The sequence below is a fragment of the Leifsonia sp. Leaf264 genome (genome assembly GCF_001422325.1).
Taxonomy (GTDB): Bacteria; Actinomycetota; Actinomycetes; order Actinomycetales; family Microbacteriaceae; genus Orlajensenia.
In genome coordinates, this window is the sequence record NZ_LMMR01000004.1 from 206282 (window position 1) to 218705 (window position 12424).

Annotated in this window: 11 protein-coding genes; 4 read left to right on the forward strand and 7 right to left on the reverse strand. The window is 69.6% G+C overall.

What is annotated here, in order from left to right:
• Positions 1 to 21: 21 nt before the first annotated feature.
• Positions 22 to 867 carry an ABC transporter substrate-binding protein gene (locus tag ASF30_RS06380; RefSeq protein WP_055903520.1) on the reverse strand — a complete coding sequence of 282 codons (846 nt, stop codon included), beginning with the start codon at positions 865 to 867 and terminating at the stop codon, positions 22 to 24.
• A 171-nt stretch (positions 868 to 1038) separates the two neighbouring features.
• Here ASF30_RS06380 and ASF30_RS06385 point away from each other — a divergent pair, with 171 nt between their 5' ends.
• The 3 genes from ASF30_RS06385 to ASF30_RS06395 all read left to right on the forward strand — a co-directional run bounded on the left by ASF30_RS06385 (position 1039) and on the right by ASF30_RS06395 (position 4260).
• Positions 1039 to 2460: a glycosyltransferase 87 family protein gene (locus ASF30_RS06385; RefSeq protein ID WP_082467540.1), complete on the forward strand. Its 1422-nt coding sequence runs from the start codon at positions 1039 to 1041 to the stop codon at positions 2458 to 2460.
• A gap of 16 nt (positions 2461 to 2476) precedes the next feature.
• Positions 2477 to 2785 carry a thiamine-binding protein gene (locus ASF30_RS06390; RefSeq protein ID WP_055904716.1) on the forward strand — a complete coding sequence of 103 codons (309 nt, stop codon included), beginning with the start codon at positions 2477 to 2479 and terminating at the stop codon, positions 2783 to 2785.
• A 197-nt stretch (positions 2786 to 2982) separates the two neighbouring features.
• Positions 2983 to 4260 carry an MFS transporter gene (locus ASF30_RS06395; protein ID WP_055904719.1) on the forward strand — a complete coding sequence of 426 codons (1278 nt, stop codon included), beginning with the start codon at positions 2983 to 2985 and terminating at the stop codon, positions 4258 to 4260.
• A 220-nt stretch (positions 4261 to 4480) separates the two neighbouring features.
• On the opposite strand, the gene ASF30_RS06400 is transcribed toward ASF30_RS06395, so the two are convergent.
• From ASF30_RS06400 to ASF30_RS06425, 6 genes are all read right to left on the reverse strand, one after another.
• Positions 4481 to 5134, reverse strand: coding sequence for a response regulator transcription factor (locus ASF30_RS06400; RefSeq protein ID WP_268765538.1), 654 nt, complete (start codon positions 5132 to 5134; stop codon positions 4481 to 4483).
• 51 nt (positions 5135 to 5185) lie between these two features.
• Positions 5186 to 6433 (reverse strand): hypothetical protein, encoded by a 1248-nt coding sequence (locus ASF30_RS06405; protein WP_055903523.1) that lies wholly within the window; start codon positions 6431 to 6433, stop codon positions 5186 to 5188.
• Positions 6433 to 7596, reverse strand: a complete 1164-nt coding sequence (locus ASF30_RS06410; RefSeq protein ID WP_055903526.1) for a sensor histidine kinase — start codon at positions 7594 to 7596, stop codon at positions 6433 to 6435. Before ASF30_RS06410 ends, ASF30_RS06405 begins: the two co-directional genes overlap by 1 nt.
• A gap of 42 nt (positions 7597 to 7638) precedes the next feature.
• Positions 7639 to 8853, reverse strand: a complete 1215-nt coding sequence (gene metX / locus ASF30_RS06415; protein WP_055903529.1) for a homoserine O-acetyltransferase MetX — start codon at positions 8851 to 8853, stop codon at positions 7639 to 7641.
• A 132-nt stretch (positions 8854 to 8985) separates the two neighbouring features.
• Positions 8986 to 10320 (reverse strand): bifunctional o-acetylhomoserine/o-acetylserine sulfhydrylase, encoded by a 1335-nt coding sequence (locus ASF30_RS06420; protein ID WP_055903532.1) that lies wholly within the window; start codon positions 10318 to 10320, stop codon positions 8986 to 8988.
• A gap of 114 nt (positions 10321 to 10434) precedes the next feature.
• Positions 10435 to 11565, reverse strand: a complete 1131-nt coding sequence (locus ASF30_RS06425) for an acyltransferase family protein (protein ID WP_082467542.1) — start codon at positions 11563 to 11565, stop codon at positions 10435 to 10437.
• A gap of 74 nt (positions 11566 to 11639) precedes the next feature.
• Here ASF30_RS06425 and ASF30_RS06430 point away from each other — a divergent pair, with 74 nt between their 5' ends.
• Complete coding sequence (locus ASF30_RS06430; protein ID WP_200918434.1) at positions 11640 to 12422, forward strand: SDR family NAD(P)-dependent oxidoreductase; 783 nt, start codon at positions 11640 to 11642, stop codon at positions 12420 to 12422.
• Positions 12423 to 12424: the final 2 nt, after the last annotated feature.

Below are 12424 nucleotides of genomic sequence, written 5' to 3' on the forward strand. Positions count from 1 at the left end.
ACAGAGTACTGGAGCGCCCGATCACTTCAGGACAGGGGCCGTGTCCTCGGAGCCCAGCCACGTCGAGGCGAGCCGGTCGAGGGTTCCGTCCTCGCGGAGGGCGTCGACGGCCGCGGTGACGTCCTTCGTGAGGGGGCTGTCCTTGGCGAGGACGAGACCGAACTGGTCGCCGGTCGTGCCCTCGGCCTGTGGGAGCTGGCCGATGATCTTCCCGCCCTCGAGTTCGGCGCCGGTGAGGTAGAAGGCGGTGGGCAGGTCGACGACGATGGCGTCGACGGTGCCGTTCTGCAGCGCCAGCTTGGCGTCGTCGTTGGAGTTGAAGACCTGCGCCTGCGAATCGGGCTTGATGACGTCTTCCACCGCGGTGAGGCTGGTGGTTCCGGTCTGGGCTCCGATGGAGAACTTCTTGAGGTCGGCGATCGACGTCGCGCCGGCGGCGGGGGACGTCGCCACGGTGATGACGGTCTGCGTCGTCTCGTAGTACGGCGAGGAGAAGTCGACGGCCTGCTTGCGCTCGTCGGTGATGGAGAACTGCTGCAGGTTGAAGTCGAAGTCCTTCGGGCCCGGCGCGATGGCCTCGTCGAAGGTGGAGCGCACCCAGACCACGTCGGAGTCGGCGAAGCCGAGCTGGCCCGCGACGGCGTAGGCGACGGCGGACTCGAAGCCCTCACCGGATTCGGGCTTGTCGTCGATGACCCACGGGTAGTACGCCGGCTCCGCGGTGCCGATGGTGAGCTTGCCGTCGGTGACGTAGCCGCTGTCCGATCCCGAGTCCGACGATGCGCCGGCGCAGCCGCTCAGTGCGACGACACCCGCCGTGACGACTGCGAGTGCGATGGCACGGGTACGGATGCGGCGTAGGGGCATGGCTGTCTCCTGGCGAGAATCGAGGGGGGTCTCCAGCTTGCCGCATCCGTCGGATCCCGATGACGAATCGCGTCCTCCTGTGACACAAGTGATATCGAAGGGCGGTCGACGGTGGAGCGTGGCGGCGATGGCTGTCCTGCCCGGGCGGATGCGGCGGATAGCATGAGCGCCATGGCCGGCCTTTCCGCATCCGTCGCTCCGCCGGCTCCCTCCCGGACTCTGCGCAGGGTGCTCGGCAACCGCATCGCCCTGTGGGCGGCGTTCGTCGTCGTGCAGGCCGTGCTGGTCTGGCTGGCGCTGACCGGCCCGGGTCTGCCTCTCGGCGACGTGACGCTGGTGTACACGACGTGGATGCGCACCATCGACCTCAGCGGGTACGTCGTCGGCATCGACGGCCCGTTCGTGTATCCGATCCTGGCCATCGTGCCGATGGCGCTGGCCGCGCTGCTCGGCTTCGACCTGTATGTGTACACCTGGCTGGGTCTCATCGTGCTGCTGAACGCCGGTGCCTTCGCCGTGCTCATCGGCCTGCACCGGGGCCCGGTGACCCGCTTCGTGCCCGCCTGGTGGTGGCTGGCGTTCCTGGTGCTGCTCGGTCCCATCGCCGTCGGCCGTATCGATGCCGTCACGGTGCCCATAGCCCTCGTCGCCGTGCTCCTCGTCGCCGGTCGGCCGCGACTGGGTGCTGTGCTGCTGGCTGTGGCGACCTGGATCAAGGTGTGGCCGGCCGCCATCATCGCCGCGCTCATCATCGCCTCCCGCGAGCGGGTGCGCATAGCCGTCGCGGCTCTCGGCACGAGCGTGCTGATCGTCGTCATCAGCCTGGTGCTCGGAAGCGGCTGGAACGTGTTCAGCTTCATCACCGAGCAGACCGGTCGCGGCCTGCAGATCGAGGCGCCGGTGAGCACCTTCTGGATGTGGCAGGCTGCAGCCGGCAGCTCCACCTCCTGGGTGTACTACGACCACGACATCCTCACTTACCAGGTCAGCGGCCAGGGGACGGTGTTCGCCAGCGCGATGATGACGCCGCTGCTCGTGCTGGTCGTCGGCGCGATCGTCGCCATCGGCATCCGCTCGCAGCTGCAGGGAGCGTCGTTCGTCGCCCTGTTCCCCCCGCTCGCACTCGCGCTGGTGACGGCCTTCATCGTGGTGAACAAAGTCGGGTCGCCGCAGTTCATCTGCTGGCTCGCCGTGCCGACGGTCATCGGCCTCGTCTACCGCGGCCGAGGCCATCTCGTTCCCGCTGTCATGGTGCTGGCCATGGCCGGACTCACCCAGCTGATCTACCCGTTCCTCTACGACTGGCTGCTCGTGGCCGACCCGCTGGTGGTGGCCCTGCTGACGCTCCGCAACCTGCTCGAGGTGGCGCTGCTGCTGTGGGCCGTCGTGATGGTGTGGCGGAGCGGATGCCACGCCGCGGTATCGCGCGCCGTGGCGTCGGACGGCGGGGCTTCGGACGGCGCGGCATCCGACGGCGCGACATCCGACGGCGAGGCTTCGGACGGCGCGGAGGGTGCGGATGCCGCGGATGCAGCGGCATCCGGAGCCGAGGTCTGGAAGAGTGGGAGCAGGTCGCCCGACGCGACCGACTGAGGCTCGGGAGGCCATCATGCTCGTCGCATTCTCCGTCGCTCCATCGGGAACGGGTCGCTCCGACGGCTCGGTGCATGACGCCGTCGCAGCGGCCGTGCGCATAGTGCGGGAGTCGGGCCTGCCGAACCAGACCGACTCGATGTTCACGACCATCGAGGGCGAGTGGGACGAGGTGTTCGCCGTCATCAAGGACGCGACGGATGCCGTGGCCGAGTACGGATCGCGGGTGTCGCTGGTGCTGAAGGCCGACATCCGCCCCGGCTATTCGGGCGAGCTCACCGCGAAGGTCGAGCGCCTCGAGGCCGCGATGGAGAACGACGGGTAGGACCGTTCCTCACCGTTCGTCGCCGCCATCTCCGCTCGCCTACACGTCCCGGCCAGCCAGTCGCCTGACTTCGTCGCATCGGGACGGCGCTGACCGCCCAGTGGCGACGAACGTGGGTGGTTCGCGGGAACCGCCCCGGGATCTCGGGCATCAAGCAGCCAGTCGAATCGATTCGATTCTCGCGCTACAGTGGACTGGTGACCCTCGAAGATGCCGGGCCGACGACTCTGTCGCCGGCCCGTACCCGTTTGGCCCTGCTCGCACTCGCGCTGGGCGGCTTCGGCATCGGCTCCACCGAGTTCGTGGCCATGGGCCTTCTTCCCAACCTGGCGAGCGACCTGCTCCCGGGCCTGTACGCCTCCGACTCCGCCGCCGCCAACTCCCAGGCCGGCCTGCTCATCTCCGCCTACGCGCTCGGCGTCGTGGTCGGGGCGCCCACCATCGCAGCGGCGGCAGCGCGCTGGCCGCGCAAGAAGCTCCTGCTGGCGCTGCTCACGGCGTTCACCCTCGGCACAGTCGCCTCCGCCGTGCTGCCCTCGTTCCAGCTGGTGCTGCTCGCCCGCTTCGTGGCCGCCCTCCCGCACGGCGCCTACTTCGGCATAGCGTCGCTCGTGGCCGCGAGCCTCATGGGCCCCGGCAAGCGCGGACGTGGCGTCGCCTTCGTGCTCAGCGGCCTGACCATAGCCAACGTCATCGGCGTGCCGGCCATCACCTGGATCGGACAGCTCTACGGATGGCGCGTCGCCTACCTCGTGGTCGCCGGCATCTTCGCGCTCACCTTCGTGGCCGTCGCACTGGCCGTGCCCTGGCAGGCCGGCGACCCGACGGCGACGATGCGGAACGAGCTGAAGGCCTTCACCCGCCTGCAGGTGTGGTTCGCCCTCGCCATCGGGGCGATCGGCTTCGGCGGCCTGTTCGCCGTCTACAGTTACGTCGCACCGATGGCGACGGAGGTGACCGGGCTTCCGGCAGCCGCCGTGCCGCTCGTGCTCGTCGTGTTCGGCATCGGCATGACCATCGGCAACATCGTGGGCGGGCGCCTGGCCGACCACAGCGTTCGACGGTCGATGTACCTGTTCTTCGGCATCCTCATCGTCGCCCTCGTCGTCATGGGCTTCACGGTGTCGACCGTGGCCGGTCTGCTCGCCGGGGTGTTCTTCGTCGGGGGGACCTCGGCCGCCCTGTCGCCGATCATCCAGACCCGGCTCATGGACGTCGCGCGCGACAGCCAGTCGATCGCCGCCGCCCTCAACCACTCCGCCCTCAACATCGGCAACGCGCTCGGAGCCCTGCTCGGCGGCATCGCGATCGGCGCCGGCCTCGGCTACGTCGCCCCGATCTGGATCGGACTCGGCCTCAGTATCGCGGGCCTGCTCCTGGCCGTCGCGACCTTTGCGATCGACAGGGCACGCCGCACCCGGGGCGTCGAGGTGCCCTATGGCACGGCGGCGATGGCGGCTGTCGGCGAGGCCTGAGACCGCGGCCGCAGCACATCGCCAGCGGCATCCGCTCGGCGACGGCATCCGCTCGGCGAGACGGCATCCGCTCGGCAGAGACGGCATCCGCTCGGCAGAGACGGCATTCCGCTCGGCTGAGACAGCCCGAAACGACGAGAGCAGGCCGCTGGGGCCTGCTCTCGGTGGTGCGTATGGTCGGGCCGGATGCCGCGGTGACCGCGGAGGAGGCCCGGGAGGGTCAGTCCGTCTGCAGCAGGATGCCGTCGTGGATGGCGCGCTTGCGCAGTGCGACCTTGGTGCCCACGTCGTAGCCGGCCTGGCGGTACTTCTCGCGGATGCGCTTGAGGTAGCTCTTGGCCGTCTCCTCGGAGATGCCGAGCTGGTACGCGACGGCCTTCACGGGCTCGCCGGCGCCGTAGAGCGCCATGACGCGGCGCTCCTGGGCGGAGAGGCGCGGGGCGTCGCCGGCGGCGACGGAGTTGATCGCGAGGTCGAGCTCCTCGGAGATGTACGACTCGCCGACATAGGCGGCGCGGATGGCCTCGGCGATCATGTTCGCCTCCTCGCTCTTGACGAGGTAGCCGAGAGCTCCGGCGTCGAGGGCCTGGCGCACGACGGCGGGCTCCGAGTAGGTGCTCATCAGAACCGTGCGCACGCCCGTGGTCTTCAGCGTCGCCAGCTTCAGGGAGATCGGGATGTTGTCCTTGAGGTCGAGGTCGAGCAGTACGACGTCGACGGGGAACGACGAGTGGGTGAGGAGCTCGGGCCATGTGGTCACGGCGGCCACCATGTCGATGTCGTCCGCCGCGTTGCGGATCCACTCGGTGAGTGCTCCCAGTAGCATGCGGTGATCGTCGACGAGCGCCACCCGGATCGGTGCTGTACTGCCCACTGTGTCTGCCTCCTCTGGCTCGTCACCCCTCGTGGCGAATCCGTGACTACCTTACGTGTCTGACGCACCGTCGATGGTGCAGTCGATCTCGACACGCAGACTGCCGTCGCGAACCGAGTCGATGTGCGGCCCGACGATGCCCATGGCCTCCCACGCCGCGGCATCCACCCGGCGGCGCAGCACGCCCGTGGTCTCGAGCACCAACGGGAAGCGCACGGTGCGGTAGGCACCCAGGCGGGGCGGATGCGTCGGGCCGAAGATCAGGTGCACCGTGGCGCCCCAGCGGTCTGTGTCGCTGACGAGCAGCCAGAGCACGAGCAGCAGGGCGTCGCGTTGCGGCGGTGTCAGGACGCCGGCGAGGCTGGACGGATCGTCGATGGTGACGGCCGGTGCGAGGAACTCGCTCTCGGAGACGGCATGGCGCAGCCAGGTCTCCTTGCGGCCCTCGATGAGGTGCAGTCGCAGCTCCGTCGCCAGCGATGCCGCCCTGGTCGACGCCTCGAGGGGCAGCGGCAACGAGAGGCGGCCGGCCGCGACGTCGTCGAAGAGCTCCTCGGCGTCGTCGTCGAGGCGGGTGAGCTCTTCCGATGCGAGCATGCCGACAGTGAGCTGCGGAGCCTGGACCGTGCTCTGCACGAGCGCCAGGTCGAGTTCGAGCTGCACCATGCGGCGGTAGGAACGCACGACGGCGACTCCGAGAAGCGCCGGGGCGACGCCGATGGCGATCATCATGAGCTCCGGGGCGAGGGTGAGCACGTTGGAGCGCTCCTCTGCCGCGGCAGCCAGGAGCAGCGTGATGCCGATGGCCACGTCGGCGATGAGGATCTGCACGGTCTCCCGGAGCGTCACGATGGCCAGCAGCAGCGCCGGAACGGCGAGGGCGGCCGTGGGGATGATGGAGCCGGAGGGGGCTCCCCAGACGCCGTAGAGGTCGAGCCCGATGACGGCGACGCCGCCCACCAGGGCCGCCGCGAACAGCCAGTGCGGCATCCGCATGGCCAGGCCGTGCACGATGGCCGCAGTCGATCCGACGATGACGACGAGGAGACCCCAAGCGACGACGGAGTAGCTCGGATGCTGCATCCGGGTGATCTGCGCGAGGAAGAGCAGCAGCAGGAACAGCGTGATCAGGCCGGCGCCGGTGGAGGTGCCGATGGTCAGGTGCCGTCCGCCCAGGGCGTGCTGGTTCGCCCGCGTGGTGCTGACCGTGCGCTCGGGGCGGCGGAAGGAGCGGTTGCGCCGCGGCAGGTTCTCGCGGCCGACGACGACGCCGAGGGTGTTCTCTTCGACGCTCGACATCACTTGGGAACCTCCAGGACCACGGTCGTGCCCGATCCGGGCGAGGAGAACAGGCGCGCGTTCCCGCCGACGTCCTGGAGCCTCGCGACGACGGATTCGGCGAAGCCGAGGCGTTCGGCCGCCACCTGGTCGAGGGCGAAACCGACACCGGCATCCGTCACCATGGCACGCACCGTCGTCTCGTCGTCGGTGATGGTGACGTCGGCCTCGCTCACCTCGGCGTGCCTGCGCACGTTCTCGAGGCATTCGCCGAGGGCGCCGAGGAAGGAGTCGAGCACGTTGCTGGGCAGCAGCACCTGGCCGTGGCCGTGCCAGTTGACCTCGAGCCCCATGCGGCTGAAGCGCTGCTTGACCGACTCGAGCGTCGTGCCGAGGGCGGTCTCCGCCACGGGCTCGAGCGTGTAGACCCCGGAGGTGCGCGGCATCGGCTTGCCGCCGAGCCGAAGCTGCCTCAGCAGCCTGGCGTCGTCCGCCGCCTGGAGACGCAGGGCGTTCTCGCTCACGCCGACCCCGGAGTGCGCGAGCAGCGTGAGGGTCGCGAGCACCGTGTCGTGCAGCAGTCGGGCATCCTGTCGGCGCTGCGCCTCGCGCTCGCTGGCCTGACGCTCACTGCGGTGGGCACGTCCGACGCTCGCGATGCGGTGCATGACGCGCGGCACGCTGAGACCGAGCCACCAGCCCAGCAGCGTCGCGCTGATCCAGCCCGAGACCACGAAGATCTCGACGTAGGGGAGGGTGAGATCGAGGCCGACGGATGCCGTGGCCGACAGCCCGACGGTGGCGAGCAGCGCGACGGCGAGCACCGCGACCCGGCGGCCGCTCACGGGCAGCACGATCGCGGCTGAGGAGATCACGCCGCCGCCGATGATGGCCACGGCGGTCAGGGAGGCCGCGTTGGCACCGACGGTGCTTGTCGTCACGGCGTAGATGGCGCCGAGCCCCGCGACGACCACGAGCCAGAACCAGCGCAGGCGTCCGGTGACTCCCAGCAGGTAGTGCCCGACGGTGATCACGCCGAGCAGGGAGAGCGCGATGCCGAGGGCGACGGCATCCGCCGCCCCGGGGATGCAGAGGGTGAGGATCGCGACCGCTGTGCAGATCAGCCCGCTGAGCCGGGCCGTCCTGCGGAGCAGGCGATCCCGTTCCTTCAGGATGCGCTGCATGACACCTGCCTGGCTGTGGGGGATGGGCGGAACATCCACACCCTATCCCCGGGGAACGCTCGCATCCAGAAGGCGGCGGAGGTGTCGCCCGACGGCGTCCTCCTCGATGAGGAATCCGTCGTGTCCGAACGGCGAGTCGATGATGACGGGCTCGTCGCCGTCGAGAGTGCTGCTGACGTTCCGGGCGATCACGTGCTGACCATCGAGCGGGAACAGGCGGTCGCTCGAGATGCCGAGCACGAGGGTGAGTGCGCTGATGCGGGAGAGGGCGGATGCCGCCCCGCCGCGTGCGCGGCCGACGTCGTGCGAGTTCATGGCGTCGACGAGGGTGATGTAGCTGTTGGCGTCGAAGCGGCGCACGAAGCGGTTGCCGTGGAAGTCGAGGTAGCTCTCGACGGCGAAGCGGCCGCCGTCGCCGAGAGGCGAGATGCCGCTCTGCCAGCTGCGGGCGAAGCGGTCGTTGAGCTCGGAGGAACTGCGGTAGTTGAGCATCGCGAGCCGTCGTGCGAGGGCGAGACCCGTCGCCGGTCCCTCGTCGCCGTCGTAGTAATCGCCGCCGCGGAAGTTCGCGTCCATGCGCACGGCCTCGAGCTGCAGCGAGTTGGCGGCGATCTGGTCGGCCGTGAGCGCCGGCGGCACCGCCAGCACGGCGAGGCGCTCAACCCGCTCGGGGTGGGTGATCGCCCACTCGAGGGCGTGCATGCCGCCCATCGAGCCGCCGACCACGGCGCCCCACCGTTCGATGCCGATGGCGTCGGCGAGGGCCACCTGGGCGGCGACCTGGTCGCGGATCGTCAGGTACGGGAACCTGGAGCCCCACTCGGTGCCGTCAGGGGCGAGGGAGGCCGGGCCTGTCGAGCCCTGGCAGCCGCCCAGCAGGTTGGGGGCCACGACGAACCAACGCTCGGTGTCGATGGGCTTCCCCGGCCCGACGACCCCGTTCCACCAGCCGCTCGTGACGTGCCCCGCCGAGGCGGCTCCGAAGACGTGGCTGTCGCCGGTGAGGGCGTGCAGCACGAGCACGGCGTTGTCGCGCTTCGGGGAGAGGGTGCCCCAGGTCTCGTAGGCCAGGCGGGCGAACGGCAACGTTCCACCGCGCTCGAGCTCCAGGGTGCCGACCGGTGCGAACTGACGATCGCCCAGGGGATCGCTCTCATGCCAGGCCCCGGTCACCGGCGGTTTCCCGGCGAGTGCACGAGCCTGGGCCTCGGTGATGAGGCTCGCGGTCTCGAAGTCCGCCGGAGTCTGCCAGTCCATGCTCTCCAGTCTGCCCCGTGTGCGTCGGGTCTCCGCGTTTGTTACGGGGTACACGGCACGACGACGGATGCCGCGGACCGGTCGGTCCGCGGCATCCGTCGTCGCGTCAGTCGTTCAGTGCGTCGGGGCCGGTCAGCGGTCGGCCGCGATCGAGGCGACGGTCACGCTGCGGGCTGCGGCGAGGCCGGTCTCGAGGTCGGCGATGAGGTCGGCCACGTTCTCGATGCCCACCGAGAGGCGCACCAGGCCCGGCGTGACGCCGGTGGTGAGCTGCTGCTCGGGGGTGAGCTGCGAGTGCGTGGTCGACGCCGGGTGGATGACGAGCGAGCGCACGTCTCCGATGTTGGCGAGGTGGCTGAACAGCTCGAGGTTGTCGACCAGGGCCCGCCCGGCGTCGACGCCGCCCTTGAGCTCGAACGAGAGCACGGCGCCGACGCCCTTGGGGGCGTACTTGTTCGCTGCCGCGTACCACGGGCTCGACGGCAGGCCGGAGTAGTTGACCGACGCGATCTCGGGGTGGTTGTCGAGCCACTCCGCGATCTCCTGGGCGTTCTGCACATGGCGCTCGATACGGAGGGACAGCGTCTCGATGCCCTGGATGAGCTGCCACGCGCTCGCCGGCGCGATGGCCGAGCCGAGGTCGCGCAGCAGCTGCACGCGCGCCTTGATGATGTAGGCGAGTCCGTCGCCGACGGCCGCCGTGTAGCTGGCCCCGTGGTACGAGGGGTCGGGCTCGGTGAGGCCGGGGAACTTCTCCACGTTCTTCGACCACTCGAAGGTGCCGCCGTCGACGATGATGCCGCCGATGACGGTGCCGTGGCCGCCGAGGAACTTGGTGGCCGAGTGCACGATGATGTCGGCGCCGTGCTCGAACGGACGGATGAGGTACGGCGTCGCGATGGTGTTGTCGACGATCAGCGGGATGCCGGCCTCGTGGGCGACGCCGGAGACCAGCGAGATGTCGAGGATGTTGATCTTCGGGTTTCCGATGGTCTCGGCGAAGAACAGCTTCGTGTTCGGGCGGACCGCGCGGCGCCACTCCTCGGCGTCATCCTGGTTCTCGACGAAGGTGGTCTCGATGCCGAGGCGGGCCAGCGTGTACTTGAACAGGTTGTAGGTGCCGCCGTAAATCGAGCTCGACGAGACGATGTGGTCGCCGGCCTGCGCGATGTTGAGAACGGCGAAGGTCTCCGCCGCCTGCCCGGAGGCGACGAGGAGGGCTCCGGTGCCCCCTTCGAGCGCGGCGAGGCGCTCCTCGACCACGGCCTGCGTCGGGTTCTGGATGCGGGTGTAGATGTTGCCGAACTCGGCGAGCGCGAAGAGGTTCTTCGCGTGTTCGGCACTGTTGAAGACGTAGGAGGTGGTCTGGTAGATCGGCGTGGCGCGTGCGTTGGTGACGGGGTCGGGTGCTGCTCCCGCGTGCACCTGCTGCGTCTCGAATGCCCAGCCGGCCTTGTCGTTGCTCATCGGGTTCTCCTTCGAGGCCGGTGGTCCATCCACCGCTCGTGGCGAGCCTAGGAGCGGCCCGGGTCATGGGCAACGGACCCTGACACACGCGGTAACCGGATGCACGGCATCCGTTCAGGAAGCAGGAGGTCCCGGCGGAGCGACCGGCGGCGGCAGGTGCAGGGTCTCGGTGGGAGCCGGCGTCGCCGGAGCCTCGCGTCGGAACAGCCACGTGACCCGCGGCTCCACCAGGGGCCTGAACGCGCGACGGATGAATCGCTGGGAGAGCAGCAGCGCTATCGCCAGGCAGAGCAGGATCATGCCCGGAAGCACCCACCAGGGCTGCGGGCCGTCGAGCACTCCGCTCTCCCGCAACGGGTACAGCAGGAACGAGTGCAGCAGGTAGATGTACATGGTCGCTCCGCCGAGAGCCGTGAACCAGGTGGGCCTGCGCGGCAGCAGCATCAGGAAGGCGATGGCCAGCACCATCGCCAGGATCATGAGGCCGAGACGGATGCCGCCCGCCCACCACTCCGGGTAGCCGATGGCCGGGTACGGTTCGTCGTAGAGCAGGAAGCGGCGCACCTTGAGGTCGCGGAGCGGCTGTACGAAGACGACCACTGTCACGGCGAGGGCGAGGAACAGGGCGAGCGCACCGGCCCGCCACCGCCAGATCACGCGGGGCCGCAGCGCCAGCCAGTGGCCGGTGACCTGACGCTGTCGCAGCGCCCAGCCGAAGACGAAGAAGGGCAGCAGCCCGATGGTCCGGGACAGCGCGAAGGTCGCGTCGATGGCGGGGAAGTAGCCGGCGAAGACCGAGATGCCCATGGTGATGAGCAGCGGGTAGCGGAGCACGGCGATGTAGGGGAGGAGCACCCGCCAGAGGGCCAGGGCGATGAGGAACCAGAGGGTCCAGCTGGCTGTCGCGTAGTCGAGCGCGAACGACCCGCCCAACAGCCAGCGGATCGTCGTCCAGATCGTCTCGAAGATCACGTACGGCACCACGATGTCGGTGATCAGGCGCTTGATCTGCCGGGTGCCGGGCGACGTCGCCTTGGCCATGTATCCGCTCACGGCCACGAACACCGGCACGTGGAAGGCGTAGATGAAGAGGTAGACCGAGTAGGCGGCATCCGACTCCGCGATCAACGGCAGGATGCCGTGGCCGACGACGACGAGGGCTATGGCCAGCCAACGGGCGTTGTCCCAGAGCGGAACGCGGTGCGGCGCGCGCGGCTTCCGGTGCGGGGTCGCAGTCTCGGTCATCCGTTCATTGTTGCAGCGTGCGCGAGCGGGCATGGCCTGCGTGGCCGGTGCTGCGCAGCTGTCAGACTATGGAGATGCAGATGAGGCGAGTGGTTGTCACCGGTGCGAGTTCGGGAATCGGAGCGGCGACGGTTCGCCTGTTCCGCGCGAACGGCTGGGAGGTCGTCGGCGTCGCCCGCCGCGCCGATCGGCTCGAAGCGCTCGCCGCGGAGACCGGGGCGAGTGTCTTCGTCGCCGACCTCACCAAGCAGGCCGACGTCGACTCCTTGCGCGACCACCTCGCGGCGACGGGCCCGGTGCACGCTCTCGTGAACAACGCCGGCGGTGCCAAGGGGCTCGACTCCGTCGAGAACGGGGATCCGGACGACTGGGCCTGGATGTTCGAGATCAACGTGCTCGGCGTGCAGCGCGTGACAGGCGCCCTGCTTCCGCTGCTCCGCACCACCGTCGCGGCCGAGGGCGGCTCGGCGACGATCCTCACCGTCACGTCGATCGCCGGCCACGTCGCGTACGTGGGCGGCGGCGGCTACAACGCGGCCAAGTTCGCGGCTCACGCCATGACCGAGGTGCTGCGGCTCGAGCTGAACGGCGAGCCCATCCGGGTGATCGAGGTGGCTCCGGGGATGGTCAAGACCGACGAGTTCGCCCTCGTGCGCTTCGGCGGCGACCAGGAGCGAGCGGATGCCGTCTACGCCGGCGTCGAGAACCCGCTGAGCGCTGAGGACGTGGCCGAGACCATCGTCGACGCCGTCGAGCGGCCGGCGCACGTCGACCTCGACCTCATCGTCATCAAGCCTGTCGCGCAATCGGCCCCGCACCTGGTGGCCCGCGGTCCGCTGGGCGTTCGCGAGGGCTGACC

Coding starts and splice junctions, on each gene's coding strand:
- ASF30_RS06380 (WP_055903520.1), bottom strand. CDS start 867: ATGCCCCTACGCCGCATCCGTACCCGTGCCATCGCACTCGCAGTCGTC.
- ASF30_RS06385 (WP_082467540.1), top strand. CDS start 1,039: ATGGCCGGCCTTTCCGCATCCGTCGCTCCGCCGGCTCCCTCCCGGACT.
- ASF30_RS06390 (WP_055904716.1), top strand. CDS start 2,477: ATGCTCGTCGCATTCTCCGTCGCTCCATCGGGAACGGGTCGCTCCGAC.
- ASF30_RS06405 (WP_055903523.1), bottom strand. CDS start 6,433: ATGTCGAGCGTCGAAGAGAACACCCTCGGCGTCGTCGTCGGCCGCGAG.
- ASF30_RS06410 (WP_055903526.1), bottom strand. CDS start 7,596: ATGCAGCGCATCCTGAAGGAACGGGATCGCCTGCTCCGCAGGACGGCC.
- metX (WP_055903529.1), bottom strand. CDS start 8,853: ATGGACTGGCAGACTCCGGCGGACTTCGAGACCGCGAGCCTCATCACC.
- ASF30_RS06420 (WP_055903532.1), bottom strand. CDS start 10,320: ATGAGCAACGACAAGGCCGGCTGGGCATTCGAGACGCAGCAGGTGCAC.
- ASF30_RS06425 (WP_082467542.1), bottom strand. CDS start 11,565: ATGACCGAGACTGCGACCCCGCACCGGAAGCCGCGCGCGCCGCACCGC.
- ASF30_RS06430 (WP_200918434.1), top strand. CDS start 11,640: ATGCAGATGAGGCGAGTGGTTGTCACCGGTGCGAGTTCGGGAATCGGA.